Here is an 18859-nt window from a genome sequence, read left to right as displayed (position 1 = left end):
GGTCTCACCGCCGGAGCCGATACTCTGTGACCTTGAATCCCTAGGTGATCTGCTCCCCACGCCGGTCAGAGCTGTTCGGCCGTGAGCGTCGTAGACGTTCGGCTGTGCCGACCGCCGGCCGCCGATGCCGGTCCCCAACCACACGAAAGAGAGCCAGTGAGCGCTGCCCCCACCTTCCGCAACGTCGCGATCGTCGCGCACGTCGACCATGGAAAGACCACACTCGTCGACGCCATGCTGCGCCAGTCCGGCGTCTTCGGTGAGCGCGCCGAGGTCGTCGACCGGGTGATGGACTCCGGTGACCTCGAACGTGAGAAGGGCATCACCATTCTCGCCAAGAACACCGCGGTCCACCGGCGCCAGCCGGACGGCACCGAGGTGGTCATCAACGTCATCGACACCCCCGGTCACGCCGACTTCGGTGGCGAGGTCGAGCGCGGCCTGTCGATGGTCGACGGTGTGGTGCTGCTCGTCGACGCCTCCGAGGGGCCGCTCCCGCAGACCCGGTTCGTGCTGCGCAAGGCGCTCGCGGCCGAGCTGCCGGTGATCGTGGTCGTCAACAAGACCGACCGTCCCGATGCCCGCATCCAGGAAGTCGTCGACGAGACCCAGGACCTGCTTCTCGACCTGGCGTCGGATCTCGACGAAGAGGCCGCGAAGGCCGCCGAACTCGTCCTCGAACTCCCGGTGCTCTACGCCTCGGGTCGCGCGGGCAAGTGCAGCACCGTGCAGCCCGCCAACGGTGAGGTCCCGGCGGGGGAGAACCTCGACGACTTCTTCGACGTCCTGCTCGAACACGTCCCGGCGCCCAAGGGCGATCCCGAGGCCCCGCTGCAGGCCCACGTCACCAACCTCGACGCGTCGGCCTTCCTCGGCCGCCTCGCGCTCGTCCGCATCCACAACGGCACCCTCCGCAAGGGCCAGCAGGTGTCCTGGTGCCGAGAGGTCGACGGCGAAGCCGTCGTCGAGCGCGCCAAGATCACCGAGCTGCTCGCCACCGTCGGCGTCGAGCGCACGCCCGCGGAATCGGCATCGGCCGGCGACATCGTCGCCGTCGCCGGTATGCCGGAGATCATGATCGGCGACACCCTCGCCGACCTCGAGAACCCGCAGCCGCTGCCGCGTATCACCGTCGACGAGCCCGCCATCTCGGTCACCATCGGCACCAACACCTCGCCGCTGGCCGGCCGCGTGTCCGGACACAAGCTGACCGCCCGCATGGTCAAGCAGCGCCTGGACGCCGAACTCGTCGGCAACGTCTCCCTCCGGGTGCTCGACATCGGCCGTCCCGACGCCTGGGAGGTGCAGGGCCGTGGTGAGCTGGCGCTGGCGATCCTCGTCGAGCAGATGCGCCGTGAAGGCTTCGAGCTGACCGTCGGCAAGCCGCAGGTGGTCACCCGCCAGGTCAACGGCAAGGTGCACGAGCCGTTCGAGCACCTGACGATCGACGTACCCGAGGAGTACCTCGGCGCGGTGACCCAGCTCCTCGCGGCTCGAAAGGGCCGCATGGAGCAGATGAACAACCACGGCACCGGCTGGGTCCGGATGGAGTTCATCGTGCCCTCGCGCGGCCTGATCGGCTTCCGCACCGACTTCCTCACCGAGACCCGCGGCACCGGCATCGCCAACGCCGTCTTCGACGGATACGACTCGTGGGCCGGCGAGATCCGCGCCCGCCACACCGGCTCGCTGGTGAGCGACCGCGCCGGCACGGTCACACCGTTCGCGATGATCCAGCTCGCCGACCGCGGCACCTTCTTCGTCAACCCCGGTGACGACAGCTACGAGGGCCATGTCGTGGGCATCAACCCGCGTCAGGAAGACCTCGACATCAACGTCACCCGCGAGAAGAAGCTGACCAACATGCGTCAGTCGTCGGCCGACGTGATGGAGACCCTTGCCAAGCCGATGCAGCTCGACCTCGAGGCCGCCATGGAATTCTGTGCCGCCGACGAGTGTGTCGAGGTGACCCCGGAGGTCGTTCGCGTGCGTAAGGTGCACCTCGACTCGAACACGCGGGCACGCGAGCGTTCGCGGGCCAAGTCCCGGGACGCCGCCGTCGGTTCCTGACCCGCGCGACAGGTGGCCGGGACGGTGGGGCCGACACGTCCGATGGGCCGAGAAGCTTCTTCTTCATGGGGGTATCCGAGGTGAATCGCGTGAGACCAGAGCTCCGTGCGGAGGGTCGGACGGGGAGCGCGGCCGCGCACCCGGTCCGACGCCGCGCGCTCGGACTGCTCTCGTGCGGTGCGGCGTTGCTCGTCGCCCTGACCGCGTGCATGTCGGATCCGCCGCCCCCGGTCCGGGACACCGGCCCGCCGCCCACCCCGACCGAGTATCCGGTGGCGAAGACGATCTACGTCGCCACCGACTCGGTCGGCGCCGGATTCAATCCACACATCGCGGCGGACCAGAACCCGGTCACGACGGCCGTCGCCGCGATGACGCTGCCGAGCGCGTTCGTGCCGGTCCAGACGCCGGGCGGAACGGTGTGGGAGCTGCAGCGGTCGTTCGTCACCTCCGCCGAGGTCACCTCGCGGGCACCGTTCACGGTCACCTACCGCATCCACACCGATGCGCAGTGGTCCGACGGTCTGCCCGTGACGGGTGACGACTTCAACTACCTGTGGCAGCAGATGTCTCGCCAGCCCAACGTGGTCGCCCCGGCCGGATACCGGCTCATCGACTCGGTCCAGTCCAGTCAGGGTGGGAAGGTCGTCGAGGTCAGGTTCGAGAGTCCGTACCCGGCGTGGCGCGAACTGTTCACCGGCCTGCTTCCCAGTCACGTCCTCAAGGGCGCGCCCGCCGGCTTCCAGACGGGGATGGACACCGGCAAGCCGGTCTCGGCCGGGCCGTACGCGATCGTCGGCATCGACAAGACACGCGACGAGGTGCGCCTCGCGCGCAACGACCGTTACTGGGTCACCCCGCCGCGCCTGGATCAGGTGGTGTTGCGTCGCGCGGGCAACTCCGCGCAGATGCTCGACTCCATCCGCTCGGGTGACTCCTCGATCGTGGCGCTCGGCGCCTCACCCGCGACCGAAGCCGAACTCGGCGCCCTGCCGGGTCTCGAGACGGCCCGCAGTCTGAGCGCGCGATCGCTCGGGGTGAGCGTGAACGCGCGCACCGAGGCGATGAGTTCGGTCGAGGTCCGCCGCGCCATCCTCGGCCTGATCGACCCGCGCCTGACCACGTTCGCCGGTGCGGGGGACTGGGTCGTCCAGCCCTTCGCCAACACGGTGTTCGCCCCGTCGGATCCGGGGTACACGCCGGTCTCGCGCCCGCGGACCCCGCCGGCCGAGATCGACGCGCTACTGGGCTCGGCGGGCTACCGGCGCGCCGCGCCGGAACCCGTCGGCTCCGCAGATCCGGTGCCTTCTGCCTCCGACGAGTCGTCTGCCTCCGAGCAACCGTCCTCCTCGGCGGTGCCGACTCCGTCGGCGGCAGGAGAGTCGACCGCGGGCGGATCAACGCCGCCGGGTCCGAGCGAGACGCCGGTGGAGGGTCTCGCCGAGGTGCCCGACCTGCCGGAGGGGATCCTGCCGTTCCAGAAGGATGGCCAGGACCTGATCGTGCGCGTGGGTGCGGTCGCGGGGGATCCGCGGACCATCTCCGCCGCGTCGAGCATCGTCGACCAGCTACGCGGCACGGGAGTCCGCGCGCAGGTGGTCACCCTGCCCAACAGCGAGCTGTACGGCTCCGCACTGACGAACCGGCGAGTCGACCTCGTCGTCGGCTGGACGGGCCTCGGAGTGCCGCCCGCGGCCTCGCTGGCGTCGCAGGTGGACTGCAACCAGCCCAAGCCCGGCACCGAGCCGTCGCCCGCCACGCCACCGACGCCCACCAGCATCGCACCCAGCGGCGGCGACCCGGGTGACAGCTACGCCAGCAACATCTCCGGCCTCTGCGATCCGCGGCTGATCGACCTCGCACGTACCGCGCTGTCCGAGGACGACCCGGTCGCCACGCTGAACGAGGCCGAACCGCTGCTGGCCGCGCAGGCCATCTACCTTCCGCTGTACCAGGATTCGATGGTCACCGGGACCACGCCCGCCGTGCGCGACGTTCCGCTGACCGGGCCGATCCAGGTGTCCATCTTCGGGACGGCCGTGAACTGGGAACTGTCGTGAACGGAGAACTGTCGTGACCGAGACGGTCGCCGCGCGTCGGCTGCTCCTCGTGCACGCCCACCCCGACGACGAGACGATCATGACCGGCGGCACCATCGCCCGCTACCTCGCCGAGGGGGTCGACGTCCGGGTCCTCACCTTCACGCTCGGGGAGGAGGGCGAGGTCATCGGCGACGAATGGGCGCAACTGGTCGCCGACGGCGGCGCCGACCAACTGGGCGGGTTCCGCATCCTCGAACTCACCCGCGCGCTGGCGGCGCTGAGCCCCGTCGACGAACCGGCGCTGAGGCCTCGGTTCCTCGGGGGAGCGGGGCGGTGGCGGGACTCCGGCATGGCCGGCTCGCCGTCGGCCGATCATCCGCGTGCTCTAGTCCAGGCGCCGTCCGACGAACCCGTCGACGCGTTGGTCGAGGTCCTGGCCGACTTCGCACCCCAGGTCGTCGTCAGTTACGACGCGTCCGGCACCTACGGCCACCCCGACCACAAGCTCGTCCACGAGGTCACCGCCGCCGCGGTCCGGCGCGTCCGTGACCACGGCGCCGGTCCGCTCAAGGTGTACGAATCGGTGACCGAACGCAGTGCGCTGAAGGCCGGGCTGGCCGGCGTCTCCGCGGTGCCGGAGGGCTGGCGCATGCCGGTCGACGGGGAACTGCCCAGCTACCCCGACGACGCCATCACCACCGAGATCGACATCCGCACATACCTCCCACACAAGGTCGCCGCCCTGGCCGCCCACGCCACCCAGGTCACCGTCGCCGAGTCGGGCACCGAGTACGCGCTGTCGAACAACATCCTGCAACCCATCGCCGACCACGAGCACTTCATCCTGACCGAGCCGCACCGGCACGACGTGCACGCCGGGACCCGCGAAACCGACCTGTTCGCCGGGATCGACTGAGGAGCGCAACGCCATGACCGCTCCCGCCGACCCCACGCGACGCCGCGCCCTCGACCGTGCGCTGCTCGGGTTCCTCGTCCTCGACGGCTTCGTCGTCGGCCTGCTCGCGGTGGCCTTCACCTACCAGCGATTCGGCGGCGTCGCGCTGCCCGTCGCCGCGATCGTCGCCGGTCTGCTCAACGTCGTACTGCTGTGGCTCGCCGCCGGGTTCACGGCCACGGCCTGGCGCTACGGCCCACTCGGCGCGTGGGGACTCGTCGTCCTCGTGGCCGGCGGCTTCCCCGGACCCGGCGGTGACGTCGTCCTGACGCCCAGCGGGAATTTCCTGTGGCAGACCGTGTTGCTCCTCCTGCTGGGTGTCGGCCCGGCGGTCGCCCTGATCTGGTCCGGCCGTCTGCCCGAACCCGGGCGGAACGCGGCCACACCGCGCTGAGCTCCCGGCGCGGGAACCGCTGAACCGTCGGCGCGGGGACCGCTGAACCGTCGGCGCGGGGACCGCGGCGGCCGAACGTTAGAGTGAGGGACATGGTTCTGCGCGCGTGGGCCGACGACATCACGGCCCCGATCGAGCGCGTCACCGCCGCACTGCGCGGTGTTCGTGACGACCCGGCCGCCCTCGGTCCCGATGCCCTCGACGACCAGGGCTGGGCCGCGCTGCTGGGTGCCTCCGGGCCTCAGTTGGAAGAGCTGTGCGACCTCGCCGACTCTGTCCGGTGCCGAGTGACCGACCCCCATTCCCTCACCTTCGTCGTCAACCGCAACTTCGACACCACCGTCGTCAGCCGGCTCGGACCCGGCGATCCGACACTCGCCGACCTCGTCACCGAGGCGGTGGGGCTCGGCGCCACCGAGATCTGCATGCAAGGTCCGCTGCCGGCCGAACTGCCCGCCACCGAGTACGTCCGGCTCGTCGAGGAGATCACCGGTGCGGCCGAGGGCCTGCACCTCCATGCCTACCGCGCGCCCGAGATCGTCGACGGTGCCGACCGGTCCGGGGTGTCCGTGGCCGAGCATCTGCAGCGGCTGCGTTCGGCAGGGCTCGGTTCCGTGCCCGGGACCGCGGCGCAGATCCTCGACGACACGATCCGGGCGACACTCTCACCCTCCGGCTCGGCCCCGCCCGTCGCCGACTGGGTCGACGTCATCGAGACGGCCCACCGGGCCGGGCTGTTCTCCACCGCCACGATGCTCTACGGGCACGTCGAGACTCCTGCGCAGCAGGTCGCACACCTGCGCACCCTGCTCGGAATCCAGCGTCGGACGGGGGGATTCACCGAGCTGATCCTCATGCCGCTTCTCCGCGAGAACGTCCCGCCGCACCTGGTGGGCGTTGCGACGGCCGATGCCACTCAGCGGGAGACCCGCGCCCTTCATGCGGTGGCCCGGCTCATGTCCGCGGGGCTCATCGACCACATCCAGGTGGCGTGGACCAAACTGCCCGCCGACACCGTCGACCTGCTGCTGCGCGGCGGTGCGGACGACATCGGCGGGCTGCTGCTCGACGGCGGTCTGATGCCCGGGGCGGGCGCGGAGGCGGGCCGGGTGCTCGACGTCGACACCCTGGTCGACATCGCGGCGCGTGCGGGCCGCATGCCGCGCCAACGCACCACGCGCTACCAGGAGCCCGAGCCCCACCGCCGGACAGCGCTCCCGCAGGTGCGTCCGTGACCGGGACCGCCTCGCCCGCACGTGAACCGATCGCGACCCCGATCAGTGATGTCGACGTCGCCATCATCGGTGCGGGTATCGCCGGTCTCGGGATGGCCACCACCCTCGCGCGTTCGGGCCGCGAGTCCTTCGTCGTCCTCGAGCGTGCCGACGCGGTCGGGGGCACCTGGCGGGACAACACCTATCCGGGCATCGCCTGCGACATCCCGGCCCACCTGTACTCGTTCTCGTTTCGGCCGCCGGCGGACTGGTCGTCGCGCTTCCCGAGCGGCGCCGAGATCCGCAACTACCTCGAACAGACCGTCGTCGACGAGGGGCTCACGGACCGGATCCTGCTCGAGCACGAACTGCGCCAGGCAGTCTGGGACGATGCCGCCGCGTGCTGGGTGATCGGCACGGGAAGGCCGGACGGCACGGTCACATCGTTTCGCGCCCGGTCGCTCGTGATGGCGGTCGGCCGACTCTCCGAGGCGCGTATCCCCGAGATCGACGGTCTCGACAGCTTTCCCGGTCAGGTCGTCCACACCGCGGCGTGGCACGACGACGTCGCGGTCGCGGGTGCCCGGGTGGGCGTCGTCGGCACCGGTGCCTCGGCGGTCCAGCTCATCCCGCACCTCGCCGAAGTGGCCGAGGACCTCGTGGTCTTCTGCCGTACACCTCCCTATGTCGTGCCGCGGGACGACCGTCGGTACTCCGATGCCGAACGCGCCGAGCTGCTCGACCCCGTCGTCGCCGACGAGGTGCGCAACCGCCTCCTGGCCGAGGCCGACGTCGCATTCCGTCAGCGCCTCGGCCTCTCGCCCGACATCGACGAGATCCGGGCGCGGGCCGTCGGTCACCTGCACGCGCAGGTCGCCGACCCAGTCCTGCGTGATCAGCTGACGCCCGATTACGAGATCGGTTGCAAGCGAATTCTTCTGAGCGACGACTTCTATCCCGCGCTGCAGCGCCCCAACGTGGTGTTCGAACCGAGCGCCCTGACATCGGTCACCGAGTCGAAGGCCACCGCCCGCAGTGGGCACACCTACGATGTGGACGTCCTCGTGATGGCCACCGGATTCGAGGCCGCGCGTCCGCCCGCCGCGTCGTTGATCGTGGGCCGCGCGGGCCGTCTATTGTCCGAACACTGGTCGGCGGGTATGACCTCGTACGCGTCCACCGTCGTCAGCGGCTTCCCGAACATGTTCGTGCTGGACGGACCCAATGCGGCGCTCGGGCACAATTCGGCGATCTACATGATCGAGACGCAGCTCGACTATGTCGCCGGTGCACTCGACCACATGCGGGACAACGGCATGCGGACGCTCGTCGTCTCGGCCGAGGCCGAAGCCGCCTACACCCGCGAGATCGACGAACGCAGTCGATCGACGGTGTGGCTCACCGGATGTGACAGCTGGTATGTCGATCCGGAGAGCGGACGCCTCACGCTGTTGTGGCCGGGGACGGCGGTGTCGTTCCGAGAACGCAACGGGACCTTCGATCCCGCCCCGTACGAGAACACCGCACACCACCGGACGAACGCCGCGACCACCATGGAGGGGGAGTGATGACCGACCCGAGGGCCATTCGTGCCGCATTGTCGGCTGCCCGTGACCGCGCGCCGATCGGTGTCGACGACGCCGTCGCGCTGCTGTCGTGTTCGGGAGACGACCTGACCGAGTTGCAGTCCATCGCCGCGGAGCTGCGCGACGAGGGGCTTGCCGCCGCCGGACGGTCGCGCCAGATCACCTACTCGCGCAAGGTCTTCATCCCGCTCACCAGACTGTGTCGCGACAGATGCCACTACTGCACCTTCGTGACGGTGCCGGGCAAGCTGGCACGGGCGGGCGAAGGTCTGTACCTCGAACTCGACCAGGTGGTCGACCTCGCGCGCCGCGGTGCCGAACTCGGTTGCAAGGAAGCACTGTTCACGTTGGGCGACCGTCCGGAGGACCGCTGGCCACAGGCCGGCGAGTGGCTGGCCGAACGCGGATACACCTCGACCCTCGACTACGTGCGGGCCGCGGCGGTCGCGGTCCTGTCGGAGACGGGCCTGCTGCCGCATCTGAATCCGGGCGTGATGAGCCTCGACGAGCTGCTCCACCTGCGCCCGGTCGCCCCCTCGATGGGCATGATGCTCGAGACGACCTCGCGCCGGTTGTTCACCGAGAAGGGGCAGGCGCACTACGGCAGTCCCGACAAGGATCCTCTCGTTCGCATGCAGGTGCTGCGCGACGCCGGGGCCGCACGGGTCCCCTTCACCACCGGCATCCTCGTCGGGATCGGTGAATCTCTGCGCGAGCGTGCCGAATCGCTGCTCGCGCTCGCCGAGGTGCATGCGCAGGGCGGTCACCTCCAAGAGGTGATCGTGCAGAACTTCCGGGCGAAACCCGACACCGCGATGCGATCGACCCCGGACGCCGAGATGACCGAGTTCCTCGCCGCGGTCGCGGTGGCCCGCATCATCCTGGGACCGCACATGCGGGTGCAGGCGCCGCCGAACCTGGTGTCGCCTGCCGAATGCGCCGCACTCATCGCGTCCGGGGTGGACGACTGGGGCGGTGTGTCGCCTCTGACACCCGACCACGTGAATCCCGAACGCCCCTGGCCGAACCTCGACGCCCTGGCCGCCCGGACCGCCGAGTCGGATTTCGTTCTCACCGAGCGCATCACGGCGCAGCCGCCCTACGTGCTCGCCGGTGACGACTGGATCGACCCGGCGCTGGCTCATCACGTCGCCGCACTGGCGGATCCCGTCACGGGACTCGCCGCCGACACCCGGCCCGCGCCGCGCCCCTGGCCGGCCGTCGCCTGACCTGCCGGCTGGTCTCAGTCCAGATGCGGTGCGAGCGCCTCGTATCCGCCGACGACGTCGGTGGCCCGGTGTAGGCCGAGGTCCTGCAGCGCCGCCGCGGCCAGACTCGACGTGTAACCCTGCGAGCACAGGATGATCCAGCGGACGTCGTGGTCGACGGCAGGCGCGATACGCGCGTCGCTGGCCGGGTCGCACCGCCACTCCAGGACGTTGCGTTCGATCACGAGTGCGCCCGCGGCCTCGCCCTCCTCGGCCCGCTGTGCGGCGGGCCGGATGTCGACGAGGACGGCACCCGCCGCGAGTTCGCCTGCGACGTCCGCGGCCTCGACGCGGTCGATACGTGACCGCGCGTCGGCGAGGACGTCGGCGATGGTCTTGGCCTGGCGACTCTCGCTCATTCGGGCTCGTCGGTGAGGATCGTGCGCTTGCGGCGCAGATGCCCGCCCTCGGAGATGTCGTAATAGGACATCGCGGTCAGCGGCGGCGAATACGCGTGCACGCTCAGCGTCGGCACGACCGGGGCCGCCGCGACTGTCGCCGTGTCGGCGGTGTCGGCGAGTCGGATCGTCGGGTTCTGCACCACGTCGTGTACCCAACCGAGGGGGAAGGCGGCCTGGTCGCCCGCGTCGAGAATGCGCACCGCCAGATCGTCTCCCGTCCAGTGATACTCGCGCAAGGAACCCGAGAGCACCGTGAGGGCGCCGAGCGAGCCGGCATGATCGTGGAGTTCGGTGGCCTCGCCGGGGGTCCAGCTGATCAGCCAGACGTCGACGTCGTCGTCGGTGTGCAGGCGCGTCGACCATCGATGACGGGGGTCCCATGTGTGCGGCAGGAGCGCGTCGTGCCGACCGTCGAGTACGTCGGCCACGCCCTGGTCGGTGAGGCGCAGGAGATCGGCGGGTCGCAGTCGGGTCGGCAGGTGACCGAGTGTGCGCGGGGCGGCGGTCCGGAGCCGGTCACGCGATGTGCTCGGCGCGCTACGGGCGAGGGTCGAGGTCATGGCGAATCCTTGGGGAGGAGCGGTGGATGGCGGTCGGTGAGGTCGATCAGCGACAACACATGCACATCGACCGTCGAACCGGTTCGTGCCCCACGCCGGCGCACTCGGCGACGGCACGGTCTCCCTCGATCACGAATTCGTCGATGACGATCATGCGGTGACCATGCCCGGAGATCGGCCCGGCGTCGAGAGTTGTCGGCACAGTGAGCGAAACCCCGACCCCGGCGACGCTCCGGGAAGACGCCCACATGTGATTCTCGTTACTCCCAGCCCTCTCGGGGCGCGATCCGGCAGGGGGCGATTTCGTCGTGGGCCCCACCGGGGCGGATACTGTGGGGTGCGGTTCGACCAGCCCTCGGGCCGCACCGGCGCCGACGCCGGAGAGCCGTTCGACGCCGAACAGCTCATCGCGTCGCGCCGACCCGGATCTTCCCTAGCGAAGGAGTGAGTGGTGACCTACATCATCGCGGAGCCTTGCGTCGACGTGTTGGACAAGGCTTGCGTGGAGGAATGCCCCGTCGACTGCATCTACGAGGGTGGACGCATGCTCTACATCCAGCCGGATGAGTGCGTCGACTGCGGTGCGTGCGAGCCGGTGTGCCCGGTCGAGGCGATCTTCTACGAAGATGATGTGCCGGACGAGTGGGAGCCGTACGTGAGCGCGAACGCCGATTTCTTCGACGACCTGGGTTCGCCCGGCGGCGCCAGCAAGGTCGGCAAGACCGATGCCGATCCGGCCTTCATCAAGGGGCTCCCGCCCATGAACGAAGAGGACTGACCCGCTCCGCATGAGCAGTCCAGTCTCCCGCGCGGCGGCACCGCTGCGCGTCTCCGCGTCCCGTGTCAGCCGGCGCCTGCCCGATTTCCCGTGGGACACGATCGCCGGCGCCAAGGCTGCGGCGCAGGCGCACCCCGACGGGATCGTGGACCTCTCGGTCGGGACGCCCGTCGACCCGGTGCCGGAGCTGATCCGCGACGCGCTCGCCGATTCGGCGGCGTTCCCGGGGTACCCGACGACCATCGGGACGTCGGAACTGCGCCGGGCCGCGGCGGAGTCGCTGGCGCGTCGACATGGCGTCACCGCTCTCGACGAGACGGGCATCCTGCCGGTGATCGGGACCAAAGAAGCCATCGCGGGACTCGCGTCGACCCTCGGGCTCGGACCCGGCGACGACGTCGTCATCCCCGAGGTCGCGTATCCGACCTATGAGGTGAGTGCTCTCCTCGCCGGAGCGAGGGCGGTACGGGCCGACTCTACGATCGCGCTCGGGCCGATGAACCCGGCGCTGATGTTCATCAACTCACCGTCGAATCCGACCGGCAAGGTGCTGGGCTTCGACCACCTGCGCAAGGTCGTCGGATGGGCCCGCGAACGTGGCACCGTCGTCGTGTCCGACGAGTGCTACCTCGGACTGAGCTGGGAGGGCGAACCGCTCTCCATCCTCGACCCGCGGGTCTGCGACGGCGACCACACCGGTCTGCTCGCCGTACATTCCCTGTCGAAGATCTCCAACCTCGCGTCGTATCGCGCCGGATTCTTCGCCGGCGACACCGACCTCATCGGCGAACTGCTCGCAGTCCGCAAGCACGCCGGGTTGATCGTTCCGTTCCCCATCCAGGGAGCGATGACCGCTGCGTTGCGCGACGATGCACACGTCGACGAGCAGCGCGAGCGCTATGCCGCTCGTCGACGGCTGTTGAAAACAGCGGTCGAAGGCGCGGGATTCCGGGTCGACCACTCCGAGGCGGGCTTGTACCTCTGGGCCACCCGGGACGAGCCGTGCCGAGACACGGTGGCCTGGCTCGCCGACCGTGGAATCCTCAGCGCCCCCGGCGATTTCTACGGTCCGGCCGGCGAACGCCACGTTCGCATGGCGCTCACCGCGACCGACGAGCGGATCCGCGCGGCCGTCGCTCGGCTGGCCGACTGAGTCCCGACCGGGTCAGCCGCGGCCGCTCTTCTGCTGCAATCGGTCGATCTCCTCGGAGGCCTCGGCCTTGGTGAGGTCGGCCGAGATCGTCTCGCCGGCTTCACGGGCGAGGGTGTCGAGGTAGCTGCGCTGGGCTCCGGTCATCGGTTCGTCACCGGTCACCCAGTCGTCCGGGTCTTTTTCGGTGGAGTTTCCGGCGCCTGCGCCGAGGACCTCGTCGGTGTCGTTCGTCGAACGATTGTTCGATGTGCTCATGAGCCCACCATACGTCGCGATCGCCGATCCGGCCAGGAGGCCCGGACTCAGCTGTTCTTGTGCAGGGCCTCGTTGAGGGCGATGCCGTCGCCCTTCCACGGCACGACCTCGACGGCGCCGGTCAGGCTGTTGCGACGGAACAGCAGATTCGACTGCCCGGACAGGTCGCGAGCCTTGATCTGGGTGCCGTCGGGCCCGGTGACCTTGGTGCCGGCGGTCACGTACAGCCCTGCCTCGATCACGCAGTCGTCGCCGAGCGGGATGCCGCAGCCCGAATTGGCTCCCAGCAGGCATCGCTTGCCGAGTGCGATGATCTCCTTGCCGCCGCCCGAGAGCGTGCCCATGGTCGAGGCGCCGCCGCCGATGTCGGAACCGTCGCCCACGACGACGCCCGCCGAGATACGGCCCTCGACCATCGACGATCCGAGAGTGCCGGCGTTGAAGTTCACGAAGCCCTCGTGCATTACGGTGGTACCCGCCGCGAGGTGCGCGCCGAGGCGGATACGGTCGGCGTCGCCGATGCGCACGCCGCCGGGGACGACGTAGTCGACCATGCGCGGGAACTTGTCGATCGAGTACACGGTGACCGGCCCACGGGCGCGCAGCTTCGCCCGCACCGACTCGAAGTTCTCGACGGCACACGGGCCGTGGTTGGTCCACACGACGTTGGTGAGCATCCCGAAGATGCCCTCGAGATTGGCGCCGTGCGGGGTGATGAGCCGATGCGACAGCAGATGCAGCCGCAGGTAGACGTCGTAGGCGTCGACCGGTGCGGCCGCGAGGTCGGCGATGCCGGTGCGGACCGCGATGGTCTTCACGCCGCGGACCGCGTCGACGCCGACGAGGTCGCGAAGGTGCGCGGGAGTCGACTCGTCGTCGAGGGTGACGGTCTCGGCCGTGTCCACGCCGTCGAGTTCGGGTTCGGGGAACCACACGTCGAGGACGACGCCGGGGGTCGAGCCCCCGTCGATGACGGTCGCGATGCCAGTTGCGTGTGCGCCAGTTGATGTCACGACAGGTGAGTCTAGGCGATCGGCGATGCCCGCCCGGCTCGCCACCCCTGGGGGACACATGGGCCCGAGCGTCATCCGTTCGACCCAAACCCCTGGTCGGCGCCGGTCACGCGCTCGTACATTCGTATCCCATGACCGGCCATCCCCATCCGCCCGTCCCACCGCGGCAGCGCCGTCGCCGGTGGCCCTGGGTGCTGGGCGGTGTCGGACTGGCCGTCGTCGTCGCGCTCGCCGTCGGGGCGGTGATCTTCCGGCCCTGGCTGCTCTTCGTCGACACCGAGGTCGACGACGCGATCCCGGTCGCGGTGACCCCGACGACGTCGTCACCGGGGCAGGCCCCGCCGCCGGCCGGACCCGTGGTGACCTCGCGCGGCACACTCATCAGCCACGAGCACTCGACCACCGGGGCGGTCTCTGTCATCGAGAAGCCGGACGGCTCACGGATTCTCGCGATCGAGAACCTCGACACCACCACCGGCCCCGATGTCCACGTATGGCTGTCGGGGGCCGAGGTGGTCGAGGGATTCGCAGGCTGGCGTACCGCCGCGGACGCGCCGCATGTCGATCTGGGCATGATCAAGGGCAACAAGGGCGATCAGGTCTATGAGATCCCCGCCGACGTCGACCTCGACGAGTACCCGGCGGTGTTCCTGTGGTGCGTGAGGTTCAGCGTCTCCTTCGGTGCGACGGAGCTCGGCCCCGTCGGTTGACCCGACGCGCGTACTACGGTGGGGGCGTGAGCAACCCCGTCCTCGACCTGGCCGCCGATCCCGTCGACCTCACCGCCGCCCTGGTCGACATCGAGAGCGAATCGCGCAACGAGGCGGCCATCGCCGACGCGGTCGAGGAGGCGCTGCGCCGGCAGACGACCGGTTTCGAGATCCTCCGGCACGGAAATCGTGTGCTGGCCCGGACCAACCGGGGTGTGGGCCGACGCGTCATCCTCGCCGGGCACCTCGACACGGTCCCGGTTGCCGGGAATCTCCCGCATCGTCGCGAGACCCATCCCGAGGAGGGAGACGTCCTCCACGGGTGCGGGACCGTCGACATGAAATCCGGCGACGCAGTGTTCCTGCATCTCGCGGCGACGCTGGACGAGCCGGCGTCCGACCTGACACTGATCTTCTACGACTGCGAGGAGATCGCCGCGGAGTTCAACGGCCTCAACGACATCGAGCGCGAGCTCCCCGACTGGCTGACCGGCGACGTCGCGATCCTCGGCGAGCCGACCGCCGGCCTGATCGAGGCGGGATGTCAGGGCACGTTGCGGGTGCGGTTGTCGGCGACGGGCACGCGCGCGCATTCCGCGCGGTCGTGGATGGGCGACAACGCCGTGCACAAACTGGGCGGACTCCTCACGACGCTGTCGGCCTATGAGGCGCGCCGGGTCGACATCGACGGATGCGAGTACCGCGAGGGACTGTCGGCGGTTGCGGTCTCGGGAGGCGTCGCCGGCAACGTGATCCCGGATGCGGCGCATGTGGACGTGAACTTCCGCTTCGCACCGGACCGCTCGATCGATCAGGCGCTCGATCACGTCCGCGAGGTCTTCGCCGCCGATCTCGCCGACGGCGTCTCGCTCGAGGTCACCGACTCGGCGGCGGGCGCGCTGCCCGGTCTCGCACACCCGGCGGCCGCCGCGCTCGTCGAGGCCGCGGGCGGGCGCTTCCGGGCCAAGTACGGCTGGACCGACGTCTCCCGGTTCTCCGCACTCGGCATCCCCGCGGTCAATCTCGGCCCCGGTGACCCCAACCTCGCGCACCGCGTCGACGAACGCGTCCCGGTGGCGCAGATCCGAGCGGTCACCGATCTCCTGCGCAGCTATCTGTCCTGACGCACGGGCGGTCCCGTCTCACCGCCGGACGTCACGGCGGCGCTGCTAGCGTGGCCGCCATGTCGACCATGCCTGAGCCGGAATCCGTCGAGGACGGAACGGACCCCGACACCTGCTACGTCGGGCCCATCCGCATCCGCCGTGATCAGCAGGGCAAGACCACCGACCGTCGGCTGCTCGAGTGGGTCGACCCGCGTGACGCCGAGCGACGCTCGGAGCGGACCATGCGCGACTCGTGGCGCGTGCTGCGCATCCAGTCGGAGTTCGTGGCCGGGTTCGACGCCATGAGCGAGGTGGCCGAGGCCGTCACCGTGTTCGGCTCCGCCCGCCTCGCCCCGGAATCGCCCGAGTACGAGCTCGGGATACGGGTCGGGCGCGCACTCGGCGACGCCGGCTACGCGGTCATCACCGGTGGCGGGCCCGGCGCGATGGAGGCTGCCAATCAGGGCGCCCGCCAGGCGGGTGCCCAGTCCATCGGCCTCAACATCGAGCTGCCGTTCGAGCAGGGACTCAATCCGCATGTCGATCTCGGGATGAACTTCCGCTACTTCTTCGTCCGCAAGACCATGTTCGTCAAGTACGCGCAGGCGTTCGTGTGTCTACCCGGCGGCATGGGCACGCTCGACGAGCTCTTCGAGGCGCTGACGCTGGTGCAGACCAAGAAGGTGGTGCGATTCCCGATCGTGCTGGTGGGCAGCGACTTCTGGGGTGGTCTGCTCACCTGGATGCGTGACGTGCTCGCCGCCCGGGGGATGATCTCCCCGGAGGATCTCGACCTGCTCACCGTCGTCGACGACCCGGATGACGTCGTGAAGGCGATCGAGGCCGCCACGCCCTGAGGTCCGGAGTGTGGGGCGTCCGGACTCGATGGCACGATTGCCCGGTGAGTGCTGTCTGTGTCTACTGTGCATCCGGTCCCGTCGATCAGCGTTACCTCGACCTCGCGTCCGAGGTGGGCAGGGCCCTGGCCGAGGCCGGACATGTCGTCGTCTCCGGAGGCGGCAACATCTCGATGATGGGCGCGCTGGTCACCGCCGCCCGGGAATCCGGCGGCCACACCATCGGCATCATCCCGCGCGCACTGGTCCAGCACGAGGTCGCCGACCTGGGTTCGTCGGAGCTGGTGATCACCGAGACGATGCGGGAACGCAAGCGACTCATGGACGAACGTGCCGACGGTTTCATCACGCTCCCCGGCGGTATCGGCACGCTGGAGGAGCTGTTCGAGACGTGGACCGGGGGATATCTCGGCATGCATGACAAGCCGGTCGTCCTGCTCGATCCTTTCGATTTCTACGCGCCGTTGCTCGACTGGCTGCGAGAGTTGTCGACAACCGGATTCGTCGCGCAACGTTCACTGGACCGGCTCCAGGTCACCGACACGGTGTCCGAGGCGGTCCGTTATGCGACATCGCGGTGAGGCTTTGCTACCGGCCGGTAAGGTAGCGCGAGAGTGCGCGGGGCACTCGTGACGCCCAGTGGGAGAGCGGAGGCCAGATGTCCCCAGACGTCGAGCAGCAGGACAGTCGTCAAGAGAGTGTGAAGAAAACGGTCGGGATTCCCGATCTCCTTCGCGGCGTGGTCAAGATGGCGCCACACGCGACCGGGATGATCAAACACGCGCCGGGTCTCATCCGGCGTCCACCGGAGGCCAAGCGGACCATCGGCTCGGTGTTCCAGAAACACGCCGCGGAGCACCCCGATCGCCCCTTCGTCCGGTTCGAGGGCCGCACCACCACCTACGGTGAGGCCAATCGCCGGGTGAACCGTTATGCCGCAGCACTTTCGAAGGTCGGTGTCGGGCAGGGTGACGTCGTCGCGCTGTTGTCGAAGAACTGCACGACCGATCTGCTGCTCATGCTGGCCACGGTCAAACTGGGTGCGATCGCCGGGATGATCAACTACAACCAGCGGGGCGAGGTGATCGAGCACAGCGTCGAACTGCTCGAGGCCAAGGTCCTGGTCCACGATCCGGAGTGCGCCGAGGCATTCGAGTCCATCCCCGAATCGGCACTGCCCGAACACGTCTACGACTTCGCCGAGTTCGACGCCGCGTCGGAGGGCCTGTCCGAGGCCGACCCGGAAGTCACCGAACAGCTGCCCGCGTCCACCAAGGCGTTCTACATCTTCACCTCCGGCACCACCGGGATGCCCAAGGCCAGCGTGATGAGCCACAATCGGTGGCTCGCGAGCATGTCCGGGATCGGCGGCCTCGCCGTCCGTCTGCGCCACAGCGACACGATGTATGTGCCGCTGCCGCTCTACCACAACAATGCGCTTTCGGTGTCGCTGTCGTCGGTGCTCGCCTCCGGGGCATGCATCGCGATCGGTCGGTCGTTCTCGGCGTCGAAGTTCTGGGACGACGTGATCCTGAACCGCGCCACGGCGTTCTGCTACATCGGGGAACTGTGCCGCTACCTCCTCGCGCAACCGGAGAAGCCGACAGACCGGCAGCACTCGGTGCACACGGTCGTCGGCAACGGGATGCGCCCCGACATCTGGGACGAGTTCCGCGAGCGTTTCGGCGTCGACCGGGTCGTCGAGTTCTACGGGGCCAGCGAGCTCAACCTGGCCTTCGTCAACGCGTTCAGCGTCGACAAGACGGCCGGATTCTGTCCGCTGCCGTACAAGATCGTGGAGTACGACGAGGAGGGCAACCCCAAGCGCGGCGACGACGGTCGGCTCACCAAGGTGGGTCGCGGCGGAACCGGACTGCTGCTCGCGCAGATCAGCGATCGGGTGCCCGTCGACGGCTACACCGATTCCGAGGAGACCGAGAAGAAGATCGTCCGTGACGCCTTCAAGGACGGGGACGCCTACTTCAACTCCGGCGACCTCGTCCGCGATCAGGGATTCGCGCACATCGCATTCGTCGACCGCCTCGGCGACACCTTCCGATGGAAGGGCGAGAACGTCGCCACCACCCAGGTCGAGGGCGCCGTGGATTCCTATGACGCCGTGGCCCAGTCCGTCGCCTACGGCGTCGAGGTGCCCGGCACCGACGGTCGCGCGGGAATGATCGCGGTCAAGCTGCGCGAGGGTGCCGACCTCGATCCGGGCAAGCTCGCCCGCCACCTCTACGACGCCCTGCCGTCGTACGCGGTACCGCTGTTCGTGCGGATCGTCGACGACTTCGAGCAGACGTCGACCTTCAAGAACCGCAAGGTCGAACTGCGCAAGGAGGGGTACGCCGAGGCCGACGCCGAGCGGATCTATGTGTTGCTCGGACGCGACAAGGGCTACGTGGAGTACTACGAGGACTACGCCGACGACGTGGCCGCGGCCAAGGTCCCCAAGGGGTGACCGACTCCCCGGGGTCCGGCGTCTCGTCGACGC

General features: G+C 69.3%; 18 protein-coding genes. 14 read left to right on the top strand and 4 right to left on the bottom strand.

Translation table 11 applies throughout. The features are described from left to right. Positions 1-156: 156 nt before the first annotated feature. From typA to cofG, 7 genes are all read left to right on the top strand, one after another. Positions 157-2070: a translational GTPase TypA gene (typA, locus tag MAY35_RS06720; protein WP_238420102.1), complete on the top strand. Its 1914-nt coding sequence runs from the start codon at positions 157-159 to the stop codon at positions 2068-2070. A 65-nt stretch (positions 2071-2135) separates the two neighbouring features. Next, positions 2136-4130, top strand: coding sequence for an ABC transporter family substrate-binding protein (locus MAY35_RS06715; RefSeq protein WP_238420100.1), 1995 nt, complete (start codon positions 2136-2138; stop codon positions 4128-4130). Positions 4131-4143: 13 nt separating this feature from the next. Continuing rightward, positions 4144-5028, top strand: coding sequence for an N-acetyl-1-D-myo-inositol-2-amino-2-deoxy-alpha-D-glucopyranoside deacetylase (mshB, locus tag MAY35_RS06710; RefSeq protein WP_238420098.1), 885 nt, complete (start codon positions 4144-4146; stop codon positions 5026-5028). A 13-nt stretch (positions 5029-5041) separates the two neighbouring features. Next, a complete protein-coding gene (locus MAY35_RS06705) occupies positions 5042-5461 on the top strand; it encodes a facilitated glucose transporter (RefSeq protein WP_238420096.1) in 420 nt (139 codons plus the stop codon). A gap of 92 nt (positions 5462-5553) precedes the next feature. Beyond that, the gene (locus MAY35_RS06700) at positions 5554-6696 is read left to right on the top strand and encodes an FO synthase (RefSeq protein WP_238420095.1); all 1143 of its coding nucleotides are present in this window, start codon (positions 5554-5556) and stop codon (positions 6694-6696) included. Continuing rightward, a complete protein-coding gene (locus MAY35_RS06695) occupies positions 6693-8243 on the top strand; it encodes an NAD(P)/FAD-dependent oxidoreductase (protein WP_308192442.1) in 1551 nt (516 codons plus the stop codon). Before MAY35_RS06700 ends, MAY35_RS06695 begins: the two co-directional genes overlap by 4 nt. Beyond that, positions 8243-9490, top strand: a complete 1248-nt coding sequence (gene cofG, locus MAY35_RS06690; protein ID WP_238420094.1) for a 7,8-didemethyl-8-hydroxy-5-deazariboflavin synthase CofG — start codon at positions 8243-8245, stop codon at positions 9488-9490. Before MAY35_RS06695 ends, cofG begins: the two co-directional genes overlap by 1 nt. 14 nt (positions 9491-9504) lie before the next feature. Here cofG and MAY35_RS06685 read toward each other — a convergent pair whose 3' ends face one another. Both MAY35_RS06685 and MAY35_RS06680 read right to left on the bottom strand, forming a co-directional pair. Beyond that, entirely contained in the window at positions 9505-9888 is a 384-nt protein-coding gene (locus MAY35_RS06685; RefSeq protein ID WP_238420093.1) for a rhodanese-like domain-containing protein, read from the bottom strand. Beyond that, positions 9885-10490, bottom strand: coding sequence for a cysteine dioxygenase family protein (locus MAY35_RS06680; RefSeq protein WP_238420092.1), 606 nt, complete (start codon positions 10488-10490; stop codon positions 9885-9887). Before MAY35_RS06680 ends, MAY35_RS06685 begins: the two co-directional genes overlap by 4 nt. 448 nt (positions 10491-10938) lie before the next feature. On the opposite strand from MAY35_RS06680, the gene fdxA reads away from it, so the two are divergent. Both fdxA and dapC read left to right on the top strand, forming a co-directional pair. Next, on the top strand, positions 10939-11268 hold the full coding sequence (gene fdxA, locus MAY35_RS06675) for a ferredoxin (protein WP_004019217.1): 330 nt from the start codon (positions 10939-10941) through the stop codon (positions 11266-11268). A 10-nt stretch (positions 11269-11278) separates the two neighbouring features. After that, complete coding sequence (gene dapC, locus MAY35_RS06670) at positions 11279-12421, top strand: succinyldiaminopimelate transaminase (protein WP_238420091.1); 1143 nt, start codon at positions 11279-11281, stop codon at positions 12419-12421. Between the two features lie 12 nt (positions 12422-12433). On the opposite strand, the gene MAY35_RS06665 is transcribed toward dapC, so the two are convergent. Both MAY35_RS06665 and dapD read right to left on the bottom strand, forming a co-directional pair. Further along, the gene (locus MAY35_RS06665) at positions 12434-12676 is read right to left on the bottom strand and encodes a DUF3072 domain-containing protein (protein WP_238420090.1); all 243 of its coding nucleotides are present in this window, start codon (positions 12674-12676) and stop codon (positions 12434-12436) included. 47 nt (positions 12677-12723) lie between these two features. Beyond that, positions 12724-13689: a 2,3,4,5-tetrahydropyridine-2,6-dicarboxylate N-succinyltransferase gene (gene dapD, locus MAY35_RS06660; protein ID WP_238420089.1), complete on the bottom strand. Its 966-nt coding sequence runs from the start codon at positions 13687-13689 to the stop codon at positions 12724-12726. Positions 13690-13880: 191 nt separating this feature from the next. Here dapD and MAY35_RS06655 point away from each other — a divergent pair, with 191 nt between their 5' ends. The 5 genes from MAY35_RS06655 to MAY35_RS06635 all read left to right on the top strand — a co-directional run bounded on the left by MAY35_RS06655 (position 13881) and on the right by MAY35_RS06635 (position 18826). Next, positions 13881-14399: a DM13 domain-containing protein gene (locus MAY35_RS06655; protein WP_238420176.1), complete on the top strand. Its 519-nt coding sequence runs from the start codon at positions 13881-13883 to the stop codon at positions 14397-14399. A gap of 26 nt (positions 14400-14425) precedes the next feature. After that, complete coding sequence (dapE, locus tag MAY35_RS06650; RefSeq protein ID WP_238420088.1) at positions 14426-15523, top strand: succinyl-diaminopimelate desuccinylase; 1098 nt, start codon at positions 14426-14428, stop codon at positions 15521-15523. Between the two features lie 59 nt (positions 15524-15582). After that, on the top strand, positions 15583-16362 hold the full coding sequence (locus tag MAY35_RS06645; RefSeq protein ID WP_238420086.1) for a TIGR00730 family Rossman fold protein: 780 nt from the start codon (positions 15583-15585) through the stop codon (positions 16360-16362). 44 nt (positions 16363-16406) lie between these two features. Then, positions 16407-16943 carry a TIGR00730 family Rossman fold protein gene (locus MAY35_RS06640; RefSeq protein ID WP_238420084.1) on the top strand — a complete coding sequence of 179 codons (537 nt, stop codon included), beginning with the start codon at positions 16407-16409 and terminating at the stop codon, positions 16941-16943. 77 nt (positions 16944-17020) lie between these two features. Next, positions 17021-18826, top strand: a complete 1806-nt coding sequence (locus tag MAY35_RS06635) for a long-chain-acyl-CoA synthetase (protein ID WP_238420083.1) — start codon at positions 17021-17023, stop codon at positions 18824-18826. The last annotated feature ends 33 nt before the right edge of the window (positions 18827-18859 follow it).

The organism is Gordonia sp. 'Campus', from assembly GCF_022206305.1.
Classification (GTDB): Bacteria; Actinomycetota; Actinomycetes; order Mycobacteriales; family Mycobacteriaceae; genus Gordonia.
The sequence above is the reverse complement of the archived record's forward strand: the minus strand, read 5'-3'. Positions and strand labels throughout refer to the sequence as shown.